The 19,635-nt window shown below is 39.9% G+C and carries 17 protein-coding genes; 12 read left to right on the forward strand and 5 right to left on the reverse strand.

The features are described from left to right. Positions 1 to 351 precede the first annotated feature (351 nt). A complete protein-coding gene (locus B0169_RS04625; protein ID WP_077284783.1) occupies positions 352 to 1,404 on the reverse strand; it encodes a M14 family metallopeptidase in 1,053 nt (350 codons plus the stop codon). Positions 1,405 to 1,608: 204 nt separating this feature from the next. Here B0169_RS04625 and B0169_RS04630 point away from each other — a divergent pair, with 204 nt between their 5' ends. The 6 genes from B0169_RS04630 (at position 1,609) to B0169_RS04655 (ending at position 8,906) form a co-directional block, all read left to right on the forward strand. Beyond that, the gene (locus B0169_RS04630) at positions 1,609 to 2,331 is read left to right on the forward strand and encodes an ABC transporter ATP-binding protein (protein WP_077284784.1); all 723 of its coding nucleotides are present in this window, start codon (positions 1,609 to 1,611) and stop codon (positions 2,329 to 2,331) included. Next, positions 2,328 to 3,761, forward strand: a complete 1,434-nt coding sequence (locus B0169_RS04635) for an ABC transporter permease (protein ID WP_077284785.1) — start codon at positions 2,328 to 2,330, stop codon at positions 3,759 to 3,761. The genes B0169_RS04630 and B0169_RS04635 overlap by 4 nt, the downstream gene beginning before the upstream one ends. Further along, complete coding sequence (locus tag B0169_RS04640; protein ID WP_077284786.1) at positions 3,761 to 5,104, forward strand: DUF3526 domain-containing protein; 1,344 nt, start codon at positions 3,761 to 3,763, stop codon at positions 5,102 to 5,104. Before B0169_RS04635 ends, B0169_RS04640 begins: the two co-directional genes overlap by 1 nt. Before the next feature lies 1 nt (position 5,105). Beyond that, on the forward strand, positions 5,106 to 7,232 hold the full coding sequence (locus B0169_RS04645) for a TonB-dependent siderophore receptor (RefSeq protein ID WP_077284787.1): 2,127 nt from the start codon (positions 5,106 to 5,108) through the stop codon (positions 7,230 to 7,232). 750 nt (positions 7,233 to 7,982) lie between these two features. Next, on the forward strand, positions 7,983 to 8,210 hold the full coding sequence (locus B0169_RS19105) for a hypothetical protein (RefSeq protein ID WP_143323469.1): 228 nt from the start codon (positions 7,983 to 7,985) through the stop codon (positions 8,208 to 8,210). Positions 8,211 to 8,282: 72 nt separating this feature from the next. Next, on the forward strand, positions 8,283 to 8,906 hold the full coding sequence (locus B0169_RS04655; RefSeq protein WP_077284789.1) for a 2'-5' RNA ligase family protein: 624 nt from the start codon (positions 8,283 to 8,285) through the stop codon (positions 8,904 to 8,906). A gap of 78 nt (positions 8,907 to 8,984) precedes the next feature. On the opposite strand, the gene B0169_RS04660 is transcribed toward B0169_RS04655, so the two are convergent. The 4 genes from B0169_RS04660 to B0169_RS04675 form a co-directional block, all read right to left on the reverse strand. Beyond that, positions 8,985 to 9,503 (reverse strand): hypothetical protein, encoded by a 519-nt coding sequence (locus B0169_RS04660; RefSeq protein ID WP_077284790.1) that lies wholly within the window; start codon positions 9,501 to 9,503, stop codon positions 8,985 to 8,987. A gap of 47 nt (positions 9,504 to 9,550) precedes the next feature. After that, a complete protein-coding gene (locus B0169_RS04665; RefSeq protein WP_077284791.1) occupies positions 9,551 to 9,946 on the reverse strand; it encodes a DUF4019 domain-containing protein in 396 nt (131 codons plus the stop codon). 330 nt (positions 9,947 to 10,276) lie between these two features. Beyond that, a complete protein-coding gene (locus B0169_RS04670) occupies positions 10,277 to 10,732 on the reverse strand; it encodes a GNAT family N-acetyltransferase (protein WP_077284792.1) in 456 nt (151 codons plus the stop codon). 49 nt (positions 10,733 to 10,781) lie between these two features. Next, a complete protein-coding gene (locus B0169_RS04675) occupies positions 10,782 to 11,591 on the reverse strand; it encodes a crotonase/enoyl-CoA hydratase family protein (RefSeq protein WP_077284793.1) in 810 nt (269 codons plus the stop codon). 178 nt (positions 11,592 to 11,769) lie between these two features. Here B0169_RS04675 and B0169_RS04680 point away from each other — a divergent pair, with 178 nt between their 5' ends. From B0169_RS04680 to B0169_RS04705, 6 genes are all read left to right on the forward strand, one after another. Next, complete coding sequence (locus B0169_RS04680; RefSeq protein ID WP_077284794.1) at positions 11,770 to 12,810, forward strand: isoaspartyl peptidase/L-asparaginase family protein; 1,041 nt, start codon at positions 11,770 to 11,772, stop codon at positions 12,808 to 12,810. Between the two features lie 4 nt (positions 12,811 to 12,814). Beyond that, positions 12,815 to 13,384, forward strand: coding sequence for a CreA family protein (locus B0169_RS04685; RefSeq protein WP_412842111.1), 570 nt, complete (start codon positions 12,815 to 12,817; stop codon positions 13,382 to 13,384). An 88-nt stretch (positions 13,385 to 13,472) separates the two neighbouring features. Next, on the forward strand, positions 13,473 to 14,255 hold the full coding sequence (locus B0169_RS04690; protein ID WP_077284795.1) for a hypothetical protein: 783 nt from the start codon (positions 13,473 to 13,475) through the stop codon (positions 14,253 to 14,255). Positions 14,256 to 14,389: 134 nt separating this feature from the next. Further along, positions 14,390 to 14,803, forward strand: a complete 414-nt coding sequence (locus B0169_RS04695; protein ID WP_077284796.1) for a CBS domain-containing protein — start codon at positions 14,390 to 14,392, stop codon at positions 14,801 to 14,803. 469 nt (positions 14,804 to 15,272) lie between these two features. Then, positions 15,273 to 19,220 carry an ATP-dependent RNA helicase HrpA gene (hrpA, locus tag B0169_RS04700; protein WP_077284892.1) on the forward strand — a complete coding sequence of 1,316 codons (3,948 nt, stop codon included), beginning with the start codon at positions 15,273 to 15,275 and terminating at the stop codon, positions 19,218 to 19,220. Between the two features lie 83 nt (positions 19,221 to 19,303). Beyond that, positions 19,304 to 19,603, forward strand: coding sequence for a PilZ domain-containing protein (locus B0169_RS04705; RefSeq protein ID WP_077284797.1), 300 nt, complete (start codon positions 19,304 to 19,306; stop codon positions 19,601 to 19,603). Positions 19,604 to 19,635 lie beyond the last annotated feature (32 nt).

A 19,635-nucleotide genomic window follows, 5' to 3' on the forward strand; every position in this document is an offset into this window, starting at 1 on the left:
CCTAGAAAGCCCCTAGTTAACCTGAACTGCTGGCTAAGCTGCACTTGCTCAATCCCGCTTTTAAGCCATTATCTGCGTTAAAACGTCGATTAATAGCGCGTTATTGATCAACGTTTTGCCTCGGAAATGGCACAAAATGAAGCATTGATGGTGTCTATTAGTGAGGTTGTTCACTTTGCTATCGCATTTACTTTGCCACCTAAGCTTTCGATTCACCTGCATATCAAGCACTCATTATCCAGAGTTCAGGTTAGCTAGGTAAACTCAGCAGAGAAAATTGCTAGCGAATCTATCAAATAGCTATGTACGGTAGTGTGATGGCACATAGCTTATTGCATGATAAATTCATTGCTACTGCAATGTGCTGACCGGTTGGGCGATGGTCATGATACTTTGACCTTTTTTTATTGCCGGTCCCTTTAGCCCATAAAGCGCAAAGCCATCGCTAGGGGCTATAACATTACCTAAGGTTTGACCAAAGTAATCTTTTAGTACGCCAAGCACATCACCTTTTTTTATATATTGTCCGCCTAGACCTTTTGGAAACCATAACCCTGAGTGCGTAACAGGCACCGATCGGGTGCCTTCAAAGTAATCGACATTTTCACGACTAGGCGCGGCGATGCTTTTTGTAACACCTAATATGCTCAGGCTATTATTAAGCCCTGTGTACATGGCATTAATGTGTTGTGTCGCTGTCGAACCATTTTCACCTATTTCAACTAATATAGTAGGGATTTTTTCTGCTACTCCTTGTCTGTTGAGCGAACGCTTTGTATCGATTTGTTGTTGGGTATTCATCTTGTATCTTACAATGTTTGGAAAATTAAACCCTTTTGCTACAGATAAAGCTAAAGGATAATTACTCGCTAATGGCCCGCCATAAACACCAACAAAAGCTGATAGCCACTCGCCACCATCGCCACTGTGTAGATCAATTAAAAAATCGGCTTTTGCTACCACATTTTTTGAAATAGCCCAGGCGATGCGTTCAGTTTGGCTACCATGTTTTTTACCTGGGAAGCTGCGATTAAGGTTTTTGCGATCATAGGGGTTTACGTAAATAGAGCGTTCCTCAAAGGCCGGAACATGCGCAACCCTAACAATAATAACACTGCCGCTCATTTGTCTAGGATTAAGCGCAGCAATCCATTTGTTAACCGCGATGATCGACGTGTATTCGTATCCGTGAACGCCCGCAACAACCGCTAAAACAGGCCCTGGCTTGGCGCCATGCACTACAGTTACCGGAATAAAACTTGCGGGGTCGTTCGCTCCTTGGGCTATTTCTAAAGTGATATTTTTCAGAGTACCAGGCGAAATAACCGTATTTGAAAAGTTTAATAGTTCATCATGTTTTGCAAAATCCTCTGCGAAACTTGTATGAGCGGATAACAAGCACATAGTAATAAACCAGCGCTTTATAAACGTAGCAACATAGCTTACCTTTACATAAAACAATTCTCATTCTCACTTTTATTTAGATTAAGTTTACTTATTATTTGTTATGTTATAACATTTTAAATAAGTAATAAACGTTAACCTCCTGATAATTTTTGATACCCGTTCAAAAACAGTAGTTTCTTCAACATATGAATAGAGAAGTAAATGCAAAAAGATATGATTGTTGCGTCATCACTGTGTGTACGCTTTGCCCAACAAACTGTGTTAGATAAAGTTAATTTTAACGTCGGACAAGGTGAGGTATTTGCACTTTTAGGCGGTAATGGTGCAGGAAAATCAACTACCTTGAAAACATTTCTAGGTACCATTGCGCCGCTATCAGGCACTGCTACGGTTATGGGGATGTCGGTATCAAAAGACATTGACTCAATTCGCCAAAAAGTGGCTTATTTACCTGAGTCAGTAATGCTATACGGGCATTTAACTGGCATTGAAAATATAAAGTACTTTTTATCACTTGCTGATATTGAAAAATCCGCGCCTGATATCGAACAAGCCTTAATGCGTGTAGCACTACAAAAAAGTGCTTGGTGCAGACCTATGTCGAACTACTCAAAAGGCATGCGTCAAAAAACTGCAATTGCCTTAGCCTTGCTTCGCGAAGCGCCGGTTTTGTTTCTGGATGAGCCCACCTCAGGCCTAGACCCTAATGCTATTGACGAGTTTAACCGCTTAATTGCAACGTTAGCCGCAGATGGAGCAACTGTGTTTATGGTAACGCATGATGTGTACGGGGCCTGCCAAGTAGCACACCGAATTGGCTTGCTCGATAATGGCAAAATTGTTGGCATGTTTGAGCGTAAAGACCAGGCACATATTGATACTGAAGAAGTACACGCTGCCTTTTCTGCGAGAAGCCAGCAATGAGTGTTATTCAACAAGTCACCCGAGACGAGTGGCGCTTTTGGCATCGAACCAAGCTTGCCGCCACCATTATTATTATAGGTACCTTATTAACCCTTGTTTCTGGCGTTGTTAACACCCTTGAAATGCAGCATGCAAGTCATGAGCGTGAACATTTACAGCAAAGTGCACAAGCACAGTTTTTAGAGCAGCCAGACCGCCATCCGCATCGCATGGTGCATTATGGTCATTATGTTTTTCGTACACCTTCAGCACTTAGTATTATTGAACCTGGCGTAGACGCCTTCACCGGCACGTCAATCTTTCTTGAAGGTCATAAACAAAATACTGCGATGTTTGCTGATCAACGCCAAGCATCCGGCATGACAAGGTTTAGTAGTTTAACGCCTAGTTTTTTACTACAAGTACTTGTGCCGTTGTTTATTATTTTAATTGGTTACGCCAGCGTTACGCGAGAAAAAGAAGCCGGCACCCTGAATATCATGATCACTCAAGGGATTAATGTATGGCATTTATTGCTAGGTAAATATTTTGCCCTAGTCAGTAGTGGGCTTTTGATGCTACTACCGCTAATTGTTGCGGCTGTTTGGGCTAGCATAAATGGTGAGTCAGCACTGATCACGAGCAGTTTTGTTGCTGGATATATTCTGTATATTTTAGTTTGGTGCGGCATTGTATTAGCGGTTTCAGCGGTAAACCAAAAAAACAGTGCTAGCTTTGCCATTCTGGTGAGCTTATGGATTGTCTTATGTATTTTACTGCCTCGAATTGGTAGTTCTAGTGCTGCGGCGATCGCCCCGTCACCAAGTAAACTAGAAGCCGACTTTGCCGTAAAAGCTGAGCTGCGTAAGCTTGGCGACGGACACGATGCTAGCGACCCGGCATTTGAGCAACTAAAGAAAAACTTACTAACAAAATATAATGTTGATAAGGTGGAAGACTTACCGATTAATTTCCGTGGAACTGTCGCGCAATATTCAGAAAACAAACTCACTGAAATACTGAACCAATTTGCAGAAAAACGTATGCAAGAAGAGCTTGAACAGGCTTATATTGCTCGACAATTTGGTTGGTTAACCCCGACAACCGCTATTCGTTCTTTCTCAATGTTAATTGCCGGTACAAGTTTAGAAACTCATCATAGATTTTTGCGTGAAGCTGAAAAGTTACGCTTCGACTTTGTGCAATCACTTAACAAAGTACATCAAGACAACCTCAGTTATGAAGCTGACGCTAATCGTAATAAGAATGCTGATGCAACGAAAGCCGCACGCGTTGATGCTGCTAATTGGCAAGTATTGTCTGAGTTTTCATTTAAGCCCGATACAGCACAAACAAGATTGTTGCGAAGCGCCATATACGCGCTTCAGTTACTTTTTTGGTGTGGTTTGATTGTGCTTTTATTAAGATTTGCCGTTAGGAGAATTAGCTGATGTCAGTATTTTCAAATATTAACAGAGAAGCGCGTTTTCTCGTTAAACAGCGTTACTTTTTCGCGCTATTAACTATCGTATTGTTGCTATCTGTATTTTCAGTTTGGTCTGGGATTAGCGAAACCAATACGCAATTAAGCACTATTGAAAGACTGCAACAAAAAGATGCCATAGATAGAGCTAATGTACTGGCGAAACAATCAGATTATGGTAGTGCCGCTTATTACAGTTTTCATTTAACGTATTCAGCGCCTTCAGCAATGGCTTTTGCAGCGATGGGACAACGCGATATCTACCCTTGGAAGCATCGAATTCGCATGCTGGCTTTAGAAGGGCAAATTTACGAAACCGATTCCGATAACCCAGAGTTGTCGTTTTTGGGGCGCTTTGACTTTGCTTTTTTGATCAGTGTGCTATTGCCGCTGTTCGTTATTTTACTGTTGCATGACCTTCGCTCTGCAGAGCGTGAAGCTGGTCGTTATGATTTACTTATTGCGACTGCGAGCAAGCAACAACGTCTTTGGCTTTCAAGAGCTAGCGTATTATGCGCGGCCTTAGCAATTGCTTTACTCTTACCATTTGTTATCGGCGCGATAATTATGCAGGCACCGCTTGTGTCTACCCTGCAGGTTATTGCGGTTACACTCGGCCATATTCTATTTTGGATGCTACTAACGCTTTGGTTTACGGCCAGTAAGGTCGCTGTTAAGCAGAGCTCAGCCCAAATTGCCTCAGTGTTACTCGCGGTTTGGCTTGGCGTAGCCGTATTGGTGCCGGTTGTAAGCGATATCGCTATTGATGAAATGGTGCAAAGCCCCAATGGTGGTGAAATCGTATTAACACAACGTGAAGGGGTTAATGATGCTTGGGATTTACCGTTTGCTGACACCTGGGCTCCTTTTATTGCAACCCATCCGCAATGGAAAAACAACACTGAAATGAGTTCACAATTTGAATGGAAGTGGTATTACGCCTTTCAACAAGTTGGCGACCAAAAAGCGGCAGCGCTGTCAACAGCATATCGCGATGCAACTTTGGAAAAAAACAATTTAGCTCAGCGTTTTGCCTATATTTCTCCCCCGATGTTGGCGCAAAAGCTTTTATCGTCGATAGCAGAAACAGATACATTGGCTGCCATGAAATACGAGCAAAAAGTGCGAGATTATCATCAGGCCTTGCGTCTATTTTACTACCCATTACTGTTTGGCGCTGCTGAACTCAATGAAGCACAAAATAATAAAACAAAGGTGAAAAAAGTAGCGTTTGATGCCAAGGCATTGTCAAAATTACCGAGCTTTTCAACTTTTAAAAATACTATACATACCGCTAAGGAAAACATTTAGCATGAAACACGTTGTTAACAAAAATCGCCTGAAACCATTAAGTCTTTTTATATCAACTGCCTTAGCATTACCGGCGGTAGTTCACGCCGCTGACAATGCCTCAGCAGTTCAAGATAACCTTGAAGTTATTGAAGTACACGCATTACGCCAGGCTTATCGTGGCAATGTACCAGCGAAAGATCTTCCTCAAGCTATCGCAACGTTATCGTTTGAAACCTTAGCGCTTAACGGTATTACCGACCTACAAGACTCTTTAGAACTTGTTAGTGGCGTAGCCCGACAAAACGATTTTGGCGGACTTTGGGATATGTTTGCTATTCGCGGCTTTGCCGGTGATGAAAACCTGCCTTCAGCATACTTAATCAATGGTTTTAGTGCAGGCCGTGGCTTTAGCGGTAATCGCGATATATCAAACGTTGAGCGTATCGAGGTTTTAAAAGGCCCAAGTTCCGCGCTGTATGGCCGTGGTGAACCCGGTGGTACGGTTAATATTACCACCAAAAAGCCACAATTTGAGCAAGAAGGTTATTTCAAGTTAACGGCTGGTAGCTTTGATACTTATCGTGCTGAGGCTGATTATACCAACGCTTTATCAGATGATTTAGCATTTCGTATTAATGGTGCCTATGAAGATGCCCAGAGTTATCGCGATACGGTTGAAAAGAAAAAAACCATTTTGACACCGTCATTTTTATATAAGGTTAACGATGACACATTGATCAGTTACGAGCTTGAATATCTAGACCAAGAAGCAGATATGGATCGTGGCGTAGTATTTGTTGAAGGTAAAAAGTTCTCAGATTCAAATTTTTATGGTGAGCCAGCAGATGGGCCCGTTGAAATAGAAGCTACCGGCCATCAACTTCAACTTCAACATGAACTTTCAAACGACTGGTTATTAACTGCAGGCCTAAGCTATCGTGCATCTTCTTTTGAAGGCAGTGTGTCAGAGCCACGTTGGTACGATGCACAAAGTGATACGGTTGTGCGTCAACGCCGTTACCGAGAATTTGACGCAGAAGATCTATCAGCTAGATTTGAGTTAAGTGGTTCAACCGAGTTATTTGGCTTACAACACAACTTGCTTATTGGCGCTGATGCTTATCAATATGAATTAGACCGTCTTATTTTACGTTATCGCCATAGCGGCGCTGATGGTGACGGTGCTGACGCTTTTGCCATCGATTACGACAACCCAGTTTATCGCAATAACTTACCTGAAATGGGGCCTAATACTTCAGATCTAGAAGAGCAAAGTGGTCAAGGAATATATTTTCAAGATCAAATCGACTTAACGACTAACTTAAAAGCCATGTTTGGTATGCGTTACGACAGTTTTGATCAAGACATTACCTACCGTTTAGACAACGACCGTAAAACCAGTACGTCTAAGTCATACTTTAATCCACGTTTTGGTTTGGTTTATGCGCTTTCTGATGAAGCCCGTATTTATACTAGCTACTCAGAAGGTGCACGTCCAAACTCAGGTACAAATGCTAATGGCAACGGTCATGATCCTGAAGAAAGTAAATCTTATGAAGTTGGTTTGAAATGGGATTTTGCAGAACAAGGTTTTAAAGGTACGGCGGCAATATTTAGCACTGAAAAAACTAACATTCTTGCCAGTAGCCCGAACGGTGATGGCACAACTGAAGCGTTAGGTGAAGCAGAAAGTACAGGACTTGAGTTTGATGTTTCTTATGCCTTGACTGCCGATACTGTATTATCAATGTCATACGCTTATATTGATGCGAAAAACGCCAAAGAGATAAAACTGTGGGATTATTATGTGATAGAAGACGGTGCACGCTTAGGTAATGTACCTGAGCACAGCGGTAGCTTAATGCTACGCCAGTTTACTGAGTTTGCAGGCTATCAAGGTAGCGCAGGCGTTGTTGTACAATATGTTGGTACTCAACTTGGTGACTTTTTGGAGCAAGACTTTGAATTGCCAAACTATACTTTAGTTAATTTATTTGCCAACGTAGCACTGACTGATGAATTAGACTTAAATGTAAATATTGATAACTTACTTAATGAAGAATACTACGCTAACTCTTATTTTGAAGCGTGGACTATGCCTGGTGCACCACGTTCAATTAAAGCCAGTGTTAAATACTCTTTTTAAGTTAAGCTTGATTAGCCTAAGCTTTATTTGTATGGCGATTTTTATGAGCACTTAATATACCAGCACTTGATATAAACGCTTGATATCAAGTGCTCTAAAAATAACGTACATAAGTCAATGGCGGGATAAGGCAATAGCTGGCACGAAACACAGCTAACACTGTCATCATGGTTGCTATGGATATAAAACTACCATTTTATATGATGTGAGCAAAGGCGAGAAAAAGTACTTCCTCGCCTTTTTTATTCCAGCATGATGAGGTTTTTTGTGGTGATGATGCGGTGTTCATATGTTAAATCTCAAGCGACTTTCTTTTGATAAACCACCAATTGCCATATTGGCACTATTTTATCTGCAGTATTGGTGATTTGTAGCGCTTGCGTATTTTTCTTTCATGTCATCAACAACTAACAATACTCGTTTAACGTGTAACTTTAAGCTTAATGTAGCAATGGCTGCCAAGGTCTGTTATAAACTTGACAACTTAAAGCGATATGTTGCTTCTTACAATATAAAAGTATTTACAGTGATTACATTATTATAAACCACTCAAGGATGACGTTTGATTTGAAGCATTTATCTTTCCTAACATTGTATATCGTTTGTTTATGTATACTCCCCACCAGTAACGCCACTTTGGGTCTGGCTGTAGATGAAAGCGACGCATGGAAATATCTCTACTTACTTTGCTTCTGCGGATTGATACTTATCCCCATTTTAGCGGTATTTTTTGTCTTAAAAAGTAGGCATATGGCATTAGAATACCAAGAAAGATTGCAGAAAAAACTGAATATATCGCTAATTATTCTTGTTGTCTTGATGCTCTTAGCGGAGCTATCTTTGATGCCAAGCACGAATATTAGAGTCGATCTGTTATTGGTTATCCCTGCTTTGGTGTTACATGGCATTACTTTTTTCATGTTCACATTTAATATTAAAAGCATCAGTAAAGCTGATGATAAAACGTCGAGAAAATAGCTGTGATCTCTTGCGAGTCTGTATGTACAGATTTAGTCATTGTTAGGTTTACTATAGGGTTTGTTGAATAACATGTTTTCAAAATTTTTAGCGATGGATACTACGTACCCGACTCAATTACGGGATTTTCCCGAGTGGCATAAAGGCATTAAACATTATGGCTTTTGGGCTATTGAAGTATCATCGAAGGCCTGTCACGATGAAATAGATAAGCATAAGGCATATTTTGCTGATAAATTACATGCTAACTATTCACGTCAGCCTCACGTTACTTTGGCTGCATCAGGCTTAATGTCTGATATGCATTTCAATCAATCCTTAATCAGCAAACAAGTTAAGCAACTAAAAGAAAATGCTATTAAAGCATTTTCATTACAGTTGTCACATTGCAACAGCTTTTCAGTTTGTCCTTACCTGTCGGTGCTTGACCCACAAAATAACTTAAATGCTATCCGAGAGTGCTTGAGTAAAACTGCTGAAAAAAATAACCCTGAAAACTATACCCCACATGTAACACTTGGTTTTTATGATAAAGCGTATGCAACAACAGATATAGTTAACAAAATGTCTAATTTTGATTCTAAAGATATCGAATTTATGGTCAAAGAAATAGTTTTCGCGCAATATGAAACTAAAGATGTTCAAGGACCTTATCAAGTGTTACATCGTATTAAATTAGCTGATGTTAACGCTTAAATATTACTAAAGGCTCTACAATACACTTTAATATCAACGCTTAATATTATCAAAGCTATACTAAAATGAACAAATCGCTTATTTACTTTCTAGCAACAAATTAAAGGTTTTAACATCACAGCTATTGAGTGCGTCACAACCTTTAATAATAAACTTTAAACTCGATCGATGTTCATCTAAAAAAACTGCACTGCCTACAAAGTTATGGTCGATCGAACAAGACAAGGTATTGTCGTCAATAATGCATTGAACTTCGCCGGTAGCGTTAGGGCAGAGTGAGAATGAGTCACTGCCACATCTAAGTTCGACTATTTTATTGTCGTCAGAGTGTTCTTCACCATTAGTAGATAAATATAAATCTATTTTGTACGTAGCAGAGCTTGGAGATACCCATTGCACTTCAAAGCTAGTACCTTCTTTAATGCTGACTTGCTCTTGGTCATAATAGTCTTTCGCATCAAACCTAACGTTATGTAAAACAAATTTTTCGGGGTCAACGGGTAACGGGTTGGTTTCTGCCTCAGTTTTACTGCTACTGCTACCACCTCCGCAGGCGCTTAAAAGTAAAAAACTGAGGGGAATTAGAATTCGTTTCATAAATGTCCTTATTATTAAATCAACTGTATTTCGATAAAATCATAGGGTTACTGAATAAAATAACCAACAGGTAACCATTGCCCGCTACTTTTACTTAGCGTTAAAGTTTCGGTAGAGGATTTTTTATTTTGAAACTGAGTTTGAAATTGAATAACCAGGTATTCACCGTCAGGAACACCAGGAAGAGATGAATATTCTTTAGAACTTAACTCTTTTCGAGAAATAACCTTACCTAGTGGCGTGCGAATACTCTTGAGGGCATTGTGCCATTTATTTTGTGATAGTTGCGTTTGAAAAAAAGCGTCGGCACTTTGCCAGCTTTCATTATACTTTCCAGTATCAACAATATTAAGCCATTGCTGCGCAGCACTTGTACCTAATGTGGGATTTACCCAGACAAACGCTGGGCTACACAGTGCTAATATTAATATGAACTTTTTCATGCTAATTCCTTTTATACCGATATAGTTATCGTAGATTCCAAGTTAGTTAACAGTCTATCATGTAGACGCAGCATTAATATCAACGACTTTGCATTTTAATAACTTATCATAAAGTACTGTCAATCCAAATGGTTAATGTCATGTAAAAACGTGAAAATAGCCTAATAAATTAAGCGCAGTTAACGACTTATTCTATAGAGCGAGTGCAGTTCGACAGGTTTGCTGGAGGTAAAATCTTGTCGGCTAACTCAACGGCTAGACAGTCAATAAAGTATGAGTTTGCATTTGGCGCTAAAACCTATAACTGAAGGGCAGTGTTACAGTTGATAATTACAGCTTACAGGTCATAAATTGACTATTGGCGTCTAACTGATAATCGCCGAATGGTCCGCAGTATTCAAAGCCAAACTTAGTATAAAGTTGCCTTGCGGGTTGGAAAAAATCCATAGAACCTGTTTCTAAACTTATTTTTTGATAATTTCGTTGTTTCGCTATTGTTAAAATATGTGTCATTAATGTAGAGGCAACGCCAAGTTGGCGTGCATTTGAAGCGGTGCGCATTGATTTAAGCTCTGCGTGGGTGGCATCAAGCTCTCGTAATGCCACACAGCCCAATAATGTAGCGTTATTCCAACAGCTATAAAATGTTATTGAGGAGTCTTTTAAGGCGTTAATATCAAGTGCATGAACGCTTTTAGCCGGTGATGTGGCATACATATCAGCTAAATATTCTGCTAATAATGAGATCACTTCACCGCCAGTTAAATCATCAATTTTTATTTCCATCTTGCTTTAAGCTGCCTTGATATTTATCGCCATTGTTAATGTGCTCAACTTACCACTTTTTACGTGGTAAAAAAGCTTTTTGTTGCTCAGCATCGTGGGTTTGATTATAAACCTTACGTTGCATGTTTTTACCCATCATGACTCTGATTTGATAGTAAGACTCACGAAATAGAGCCCAGCCCTTACTACCTTGCCAGCTTTTATTATAAAGCCTTTTATTAGCAGCAACGGCGTCAGGAGATTGTACAAGCAAAGACTCAGCAAAGGCTTGTGCATCGGCCAATGGCGTTTCAGTGACTTGTGTCACTAAATTTAGTGCTAGTGCTTGCTGTCCGGTAAACATTTCAGCTGTCATCGCCAGTTTTTTTGCTTGGTCTATTGCGATCAAATCACGTAAGGCAACTGTGCCGCCCATGTCAGGTATTAAGCCCCATTTTCCTTCTAATATAGACAGTGAACTATCAGGTGTGGCAAACCTAAAATCAGCACCTAAGGCTATTTGTAAACCGCCACCCCAGCAGCGACCATGAATGGCACAAATCACCGGCGCCGGAATATCTTGCCAACCGGTAGAGACCACTTGTGCTAAATTAGCTCGCCATGGTAACGCTTTAAATAGGAGTTTTACCATACTCATGGGTGATTTCATTATTGACTTAACATCTAAACCAGAGCAAAAGTCGTCGCCATTACCGGAAACAATCACTGCGCGAATAGTTCTATTTTTACGCAATTGTTTTATCGTGCTGCGAATGGCAATGAACATCGCCATATCTAGGGCATTAAGTTTGTCAGCACGATTAAGTTTAACGTGTGCTATGTGGTTAGTGATCTCTACAATTACTCGTTGCTCAGTCATGGGCGTCCTTGGCTTTTCGCTAATTTGGCGACAAATATAATAATGGTATGACCAGTACCATAGCGAAAGCATTTATTAATGTCTATATGGCGGAGAGGTGAATACTTGTAAATGACACTGATTTATCGCACATTATCAGCATATATTTTTACACTACAACAATTTATGGCGAGCTTTTATGAAAAATAAACCGTGGTTAACGACAGTTTTAGCTTTAGCGAGTATGCAATTATTTATGGTTAATAACGTACAAGCTCAGCAGGCTTATGCTATTGCCATTCATGGTGGGGCCGGCACGATAGATAAAAGCAAAATGAGCAAAGAAAATCGTGTAGCGTATGAAACTAAGCTTAAGCAAGCGCGCGATACAGGTTACCAACTGTTGGCTGCCGGTGAATCTAGTCAAGCGGCAGTGATAGCTGCGATTCAAATACTGGAAGACTCGCCATTGTTTAATGCCGGTAAAGGGGCTGTTTATACCTTTGATGGCGAGCATGAGCTTGATGCGTCTATTATGAATGGCAAAACCTTAAATGCCGGCGCTGTTTCAGGTGTCAAAACAGTAAAAAGCCCAATAGCATTGGCTGAAGAGGTGATGGAGAACTCTGTTCATGTCATGCTCAGTGGTGAAGGTGCAGAAGTATTTGCCAAGCAACAAGGTTTAGCTTTGGTTAATAACCATTACTTTGATACCGATGCCAGATACCAATCTTTATTAAAAGCTAAGCAGCAGTTAGCCGAAAAAGAAAAGCAATTAAAAGACTTTCAAGCCGCCCATCAAACCCTAAATAATGAATATAAATACGGCACAGTGGGTGCGGTAGCGCTTGATAAATCAGGTACACTAACGGCAGGTACCAGTACCGGCGGTATGACCGCGAAACGTTTTGGTCGTGTTGGTGATGCACCTATTATTGGCGCAGGCACTTATGCGAATAACGATAGTTGTGCAGTTTCAGCTACTGGCCATGGTGAGTATTTTATTCGTTATCATGTTGCCGCAGACATTTGTGCGCGTATGCAATATCAAGGGATCAGCCTTGAAAAAGCGGCAGACGTGGTGATTAACGATGTTTTAGTTGAGGCCGGTGGCTCGGGTGGTATTATCGCTATCGATACCGCAGGCAATATTACTATGCCATTTAATAGCACAGGCATGTATCGTGCGAGTAAATCGTCAACAGGCGAAGAATTTGTCGGGATATTTAAAGATGATTAAACATATGAAAACTTCAAAAAATAACATGATGACAAAAAAGCGTATGGTTAAAAAAAATAGAATGGGTACAAAAGCGTTAGCAAAATTTATCACGGCACCGAAAGCGAAATTTTGTTTGGGTTTACTGGCATTAACGGCTCTTGCTGGTTGTTCAGATGAGGTTGGCAAAGTTAGTTTAGGCTTATTTACCACCAAAGACGTCGTGATAACCGCGAAACAAGATCCGCTCGTTGCAGGGGTTACTTGTCATATTAGTCATGTTGAGGCTGATTTAGACTTTTCTGACCCGTCAGATATGAGCATAGCTTGTCGACAAACCGGTGAAATAACAGCAGAGGCTTTAGCGAGAATAGATCGCTCGAAAAACGGCGAAGTCGTCTTTAAAGAGTCTAAAAGTATTTTGTTTAAAAGCTTAAAGGTAAGACGTATTTATGATGCTGAACATAAAACGTTAATTTACCTGTCTTATTCTACAAAAGAATCGTCAGGTAGCCATCATCACTCCCTATCAACCGTACCTTTGTATAACACTAAGGCTTGGCAGTGGGCATTGGCGCAAAATATTAAGCATTAATTTGCTAAACACTCTGCTGAATGTTGTTTATTGAATTTTCTTTGTTCGTGATTCAGCTAAATTTATTGATTTTAAAGTAGTAGAAACTATGTTGGCAAAACTGTTTAGTCCGAAAGAAATTATTGACCAAAATACTCAACGTTGGATATTGGATACTTTTGCTTGGGCAATCGAAAATTTTGATATAAATGTCTTAAAAAATGATGCACGTTTGATCTTACCTACCAATGACTTTTACCCCGGCACAGTGTCGAGTATTGATGAAATGGCGCAAGCGATGTTTGTTAAGACAAAAAACTACGCCGGTATGCAAAAGTGGCCAATTGAACTGGTATCGAGCGCACCGACTTCAGTCACCACCATTAATGATTTGGCGCTAGGAACTTCATTGCGAGGTGAGCAGGCTGAGGTATCATTGAGCCCCGAAAGTTCACCGCTAATGTTAGGTTTTACACCTCAACAAGTAAATCAGCCTCAAGACTTTATTGCTGCGATCACGCAAGCACTCGCGGGCATTTTAGTGACCTCAAACAAGGTATTGCCTCCCGGTGGTCAAGAATACCTACCTCAAGCGATAGATCTTGTGGCCTGCTTTATGGGCTTTGGTGTTATTTTTGCTAATACGGCCTATCAATTTCGAGGTGGTTGTGGCACTTGTAATAATGCCAGTTTAAACCGTCAAGCGGCATTAACAGAACCCGAAACCTTATATGCTTTAGCACTTTTTTGTGTACTAAAAAAACAACCCATGAAAAGTATCAAAGGGCACTTAAAATCACATTTAAGAAAAGATTTCGCCAGTGCTTACAAAAGTATTGAGCAATCACTTTCATCAAGCACACAACCGGCATTGTTAGCCATGGTAAGTTAACGAATAGTTAAAACAAAAAAGTGAAGAATATTTTTCTAAACGGATGATTTATTTGCAAATGCGTCTACAGTTAATGGTATGCATGCAAATTAAATTATTTGTAACTTGGTTATTTTAATTTTTAGGAAATTTCTATGGAATCATTACTAGTCAAAGAATATATGGATCATTATCCAGTGACTTTTACACCAGAGATGGTGATAGAAGAAGCGGCGATGCGGTTTTTGAAAACCAAACAAATTGGCGGACCTGTTATTGACAAGAATAATAAGCTTATTGGCTTTTTATCCGAAAGTGATGTCTTAGCTAAAATGATTGAAACGATTTATTATAACGAACATATTTCTGATGTTGCTGACTTGATGAGTAAAGATGTATTAACCGTAAAGCCTTACGATAGTGTCATTGAGTTAGGCCAACAAATGCTGAAAAATAAACCTAAAATATACCCCGTGGTGGATGATGGTGAAAACCTCGTTGGCATAATATCTCGCATGGATGTTTTACGTGCAATCGACCTGCATTTACGTTCAGGTTATAAAACTTAAGCGCTGTTGAAGTTCGAATTTTTTTATCGACAGCGATTGGATATTGATACAAGGCAGAGCGTTGGTCAGGTAGCTATTCAAGATAAAAAACAATAAGACTTTATGCTCCAGCAAAACTACCTGACCCCACATCTATGTGGGGTAATGCATTAAATACCCCCGCAATTATTATCCTAAGTTGTATTGGCGAGTTTATCACTCGTTGATTTATCTACCACTGGCTAAATTATTCATGATATTTTTTAAATGTAATATAAGCAAAAGTGCAATCTAACTTAAGCTGGGCTGGCGTGATGATAATGACAGAATAAATCAGAGCAAAAGCTGGCTTACAACACGGATACGTATTCATTTGCTATTGTTTACCTGTTAAACTGCATTTTTGCTATCTGTTTTGAGTCTTGTTTTGTCCACTGTTATCTCTGCACATTCTGCTAATGAAAAAAATAATGCATCATCTCCTGAAAAAATAACCGTGAAGTCACTTTTCGATGCTTTACATCAGGTTAAATTATCCGATAAAGCGCGTATTCGAAAACGCTTATTAGGGGTGAAAAAAATAACGCATGTAGATAAACAGCAAAAAGCGTTACAACAAATAGCCGTGTCTATTGAACAGTCAATAGCTAATAAACAAGTACGTATTGCTAATTTACCTCGGGTGAGCTACCCCGAAGGTTTACCTGTTTCTCAAAACGTTGATGTGATCGCTAAAGCTATTGCTGAAAATCAAGTGGTGATTATTGCCGGTGAAACGGGCTCGGGTAAAACCACACAAATTCCGAAAATATGTTTAGAGCTTGGCAGAGGCATTGATGGCATTATTGGTCACACGCAGCCACGACGTATTGCTGCGCGAACAGTGGCGAACCGTATAGCAGATGAACTTGATACTAAATTAGGTAACGCTGTTGGCTATAAAGTTCGTTTTAATGATCAAGTCAGTGAGCATAGCTATATTAAGCTAATGACTGATGGTATTTTGCTGGCTGAAATGCAAAAAGACCGACTGTTGCGTCAATACGATACCTTGATTATTGATGAAGCCCACGAACGTAGTCTAAATATTGACTTTATTTTAGGGTACTTGCGACAAATATTACCCAAACGCCCCGATTTAAAAATTATTATTACCTCGGCAACGATTGATCCTGAAAAATTTGCCAAACATTTTGCCAGTGAAAAGGGTGAATTAGCGCCAATTATTGAAGTGTCTGGACGAACATTCCCAGTAGAAATGCGTTATCGTCCGTTGAATGAAATGAGTGATGATAACAGTGGTGATGCTGATATTATTTCTGGCATTCTTAATGCTGTTGATGAGCTGAGTTCTGATGGCCGAGGTACCACGAGTGATGGCGACATATTGGTTTTTCTTAATGGTGAACGAGAAATTCGAGATACTGCCCGCGCACTAGAAAAAGCCAACTTACGTCATACCAATATTTTACCTCTGTATTCACGTTTAACGGTTGCTGAGCAAAATTTAATTTTTAAACCGCATAGTGGTCGTAATATTGTGTTGGCAACCAACGTTGCTGAAACCAGTTTAACCGTACCTGGCATTAAATATGTTATTGACCCGGGTACTGCGAGAATTTCTCGCTACAGTTACCGCACTAAAGTTCAGCGTTTACCTATTGAACCTATTTCACAAGCGAGTGCCAATCAACGTGCGGGCCGTTGTGGTCGTGTTTCATCAGGTGTTTGTATTCGTTTGTATTCTGAAGATGACTACTTAAATCGCCCTGAATTTACCGACCCTGAAATATTGCGCACCAACTTAGCCACCGTTATATTGCAAATGCTGGCGTTAGATTTAGGTGAAATTTCAGCTTTTCCTTTTGTTCAGCCGCCAGATAATCGCAATATTAATGACGGTGTTCGCTTGTTGGAAGAGTTGGCGGCAATTGATGCTAGCGCCAGTCGCGTTAAATTAACGTCGGTTGGTCGTTCGTTATCGAAATTTCCAATCGATCCACGTTTAGCGAAGATGATATTAACGGCGGCAGACTTAGGTTGTATTGAACAAATTTTTATTATTGTTAGTGCATTAAGTATCCAAGACCCGCGTGAACGACCACATGAAAAACAACAAGCTGCCGATGAAAAACATGGTCGTTTCAAAAACAAGCAATCTGACTTTGTTGGATTATTGAAGCTGTGGAACTATGTTGAAGCGCAACAAAAGCAGTTAACAAATAATCAATTTCGTCGTTTGTGTCAGAAAGAGTTTTTGTCTTATGTACGCATTCGTGAATGGCAAGATATTTACAGTCAGTTAACGCACTCGCTTCGTGAATTGAAAATTCCGATGAGCCGTATTGAGATAGATTTATCTGAAGAAGCGGAAAAAAATCCAGTAAATGCCAATGTAGATATTGTTCACCAAGCAATATTGTCAGGATTATTAAGTCACTTAGGCCAACAAGATGAAAACCGAGAATACAAAGGTGCAAGAGGCAGTAAGTTCTTTATTTTCCCCGGCTCTGCATTAGCTAAAAAATCACCAAAGTGGTTGATGGCAGCTGAATTAGTTGAAACCAGTCGTTTGTTTGCTCGTATGGCCGCGAAAATTGATCCCTTATGGCTTGAGCCCCTAGCGGAGCATTTAGTTAAACGTAGCTACAGTGAACCGCACTGGGAGAAGAAGCAGGGCGCTGTGATGGCGTTTGAGCAAGTAACGTTATACGGCTTGATTATTGTCGGCAAACGTAAAGTTAATTTCAATAAAATTGAGCCAGATACATGCCGTGATATTTTTATTCGTGAAGCGTTAGTTAATGGCGATAGCACGATAAAAGAAGCGTTCTTAAAAGCTAATCGTCAACTGGTTGATGAAGTTGAAGCCTTAGAGCAAAAAGCTCGTCGTAAAGATTTCTTAATTGAAGAACAACAACTTGTTGATTTTTACACTGAAAAATTACCTGAAAGCGTGATTTGTCAACGTAGCTTTTTGGCATGGTGGAAAAAGCAAAAACAAACTGATGCCAAATTATTAAACTTTACTAAAGCCTTTTTATTAAAAGAAACTGCCGTTAAGCTTTCAGCTAACGAATACCCTGAAACTTGGCAGCAGGGCAGTTTAACTTTGCCGTTAAGTTATCATTTTAGTCCGGGCGATGAAGATGACGGTATCAGTGTTTTAATTCCTGTGGGCATATTAAACCAAATAGAAAATAAAGGTTTTGATTGGTTAATTCCCGCGTTAAGACTTGAGTTGATCACGGCATTAATTAGAGGATTACCTAAGTCATTAAGACGTAACTTTGTCCCTGCACCTAATTATGCACAAGCTTGCTTGTCGGCAATTTCGAATGCCGATACAAGCTTAACGGCTGCGCTTGAAAAACAATTATTAAGAATGACGGGTGTGCGTTTACCTGAAGATGCATGGCAAGGCATTGAGTTAGTGCCACATTTAGCGATGAATTTTAAAATTGTTAATGAAAACGGTAAATTGCTTAAGCAAGGTCGAAACCTAGATGTATTAAAAGATAGTTTACAAGGTCGAGTGCAAGCCTCAATTAAAAAGGTTGCAGATAAAGGTATCGAACGTAGTGATATTGCTAGCTGGGACTTTAAAGATTTACCGAAAAGTTACGAGAAGAAAGTCGCTAATATCACCATAAAAGCTTTCCCTGCTTTAGTTGACAAGAATAAGTCGGTCGCGATTGAGTTATTTGAGCATGAAAGCTTAGCGAAACAAGCAATGTTGGACGGTGTCAGTCGTTTAATTTTATTAAGCATACCGTCACCAGTAAAATACCTACAACAGAAGCTGCCTAATAAATCGAAATTGGGTTTGTATTTCAATCCATTTGGTTCAATTAATGATTTGCTTGATGATTGTATTGTTGCTGGTTGTCAGTTTTTAGTAAATCAATACGGTGAGTTGCCACGCGCGCAGCAAGAATTTGAAGCGTGTAAAGAGCATGTACGTGCTGAAATTGCCGACTGTGTATTGAGTGCAGCGATAAAAGTTGAGCGGGTGTTGAGTTTAGCCCATGATGTGCGCAAGAAAATGAAAGGTAAAATGTCGCTTAATGTTGTGCAGTCGCATGGTGATATAAAAGCGCAATTAGAAGCTTTGGTTTTTAAAGGTTTTGTCACCAAAGCCGGATATCAGCGCTTAGATGATATTGCGCGTTACCTAACGGCTATGGAGCGTCGATTAGAAAAACTGCAAATAGATCCCAACCAAGATAGATTAAAAATGTTGGAAGTTGAGAAAGTACAAAAGGCTCTAGACAGTGTGGTTGCTCAACAGCCAAAAGGTCAGCCTCTGCGACAAGAATTGGTACAAGGTTATTGGATGATTGAAGAGTTACGCGTGTCGCTTTTTGCGCAAAACTTAAAAACCCCTTTTCCTATTTCAGCAAAACGGATATTGAACTACCTCAAAGAATACAGTTAAATTTAGTACAATGATTTGACAGTGATGGTTGTGGTGAGTATAAATAATAGCAATATTAATTATAGATACACCTTGGAGTAGTAATGGTTAACTACGATGACAAACGTAATTTTTATCGCATGATGGTAAACAGTGAAGTAACCGTGACCATTATTGATGACGAAGCTAATAGCAAAATTTTAGCAACATGTCGTGACTTGAGTGCCACGGGTATTGCCATTGAAATGGAGCACCCATTAGAAATGAACACCGCGGTACATGTTAGTGTGCAATCAGCTAACAGTGCGGTTCAACCACTTGATGTTAAAGGTAAAGTGGTGAGAGTAACGGAAGAGAGTGCTAACTGCTTTTTAATTGGTGTTAATATCTCTGAAATTGATTAATGATTCACTGACTCATCAATTTCAGCACAAAC

It is taken from the genome of Cognaticolwellia aestuarii (assembly GCF_002000025.1).
In the GTDB taxonomy this organism is placed as follows: domain Bacteria; phylum Pseudomonadota; class Gammaproteobacteria; order Enterobacterales; family Alteromonadaceae; genus Cognaticolwellia; species Cognaticolwellia aestuarii.

What these genes read in the sequence shown, in the direction of transcription:
- B0169_RS04625 (WP_077284783.1), bottom strand. Translation starts at nt 1,404, where the DNA reads ATGTGCTTGTTATCCGCTCATACAAGTTTCGCAGAGGATTTTGCAAAA.
- B0169_RS04630 (WP_077284784.1), top strand. Translation starts at nt 1,609, where the DNA reads ATGCAAAAAGATATGATTGTTGCGTCATCACTGTGTGTACGCTTTGCC.
- B0169_RS04635 (WP_077284785.1), top strand. Translation starts at nt 2,328, where the DNA reads ATGAGTGTTATTCAACAAGTCACCCGAGACGAGTGGCGCTTTTGGCAT.
- B0169_RS04640 (WP_077284786.1), top strand. Translation starts at nt 3,761, where the DNA reads ATGTCAGTATTTTCAAATATTAACAGAGAAGCGCGTTTTCTCGTTAAA.
- B0169_RS04645 (WP_077284787.1), top strand. Translation starts at nt 5,106, where the DNA reads ATGAAACACGTTGTTAACAAAAATCGCCTGAAACCATTAAGTCTTTTT.
- B0169_RS19105 (WP_143323469.1), top strand. Translation starts at nt 7,983, where the DNA reads ATGGCATTAGAATACCAAGAAAGATTGCAGAAAAAACTGAATATATCG.
- B0169_RS04655 (WP_077284789.1), top strand. Translation starts at nt 8,283, where the DNA reads ATGTTTTCAAAATTTTTAGCGATGGATACTACGTACCCGACTCAATTA.
- B0169_RS04660 (WP_077284790.1), bottom strand. Translation starts at nt 9,503, where the DNA reads ATGAAACGAATTCTAATTCCCCTCAGTTTTTTACTTTTAAGCGCCTGC.
- B0169_RS04665 (WP_077284791.1), bottom strand. Translation starts at nt 9,946, where the DNA reads ATGAAAAAGTTCATATTAATATTAGCACTGTGTAGCCCAGCGTTTGTC.
- B0169_RS04670 (WP_077284792.1), bottom strand. Translation starts at nt 10,732, where the DNA reads ATGGAAATAAAAATTGATGATTTAACTGGCGGTGAAGTGATCTCATTA.
- B0169_RS04675 (WP_077284793.1), bottom strand. Translation starts at nt 11,591, where the DNA reads ATGACTGAGCAACGAGTAATTGTAGAGATCACTAACCACATAGCACAC.
- B0169_RS04680 (WP_077284794.1), top strand. Translation starts at nt 11,770, where the DNA reads ATGAAAAATAAACCGTGGTTAACGACAGTTTTAGCTTTAGCGAGTATG.
- B0169_RS04685 (WP_412842111.1), top strand. Translation starts at nt 12,815, where the DNA reads ATGAAAACTTCAAAAAATAACATGATGACAAAAAAGCGTATGGTTAAA.
- B0169_RS04690 (WP_077284795.1), top strand. Translation starts at nt 13,473, where the DNA reads ATGTTGGCAAAACTGTTTAGTCCGAAAGAAATTATTGACCAAAATACT.
- B0169_RS04695 (WP_077284796.1), top strand. Translation starts at nt 14,390, where the DNA reads ATGGAATCATTACTAGTCAAAGAATATATGGATCATTATCCAGTGACT.
- B0169_RS04705 (WP_077284797.1), top strand. Translation starts at nt 19,304, where the DNA reads ATGGTTAACTACGATGACAAACGTAATTTTTATCGCATGATGGTAAAC.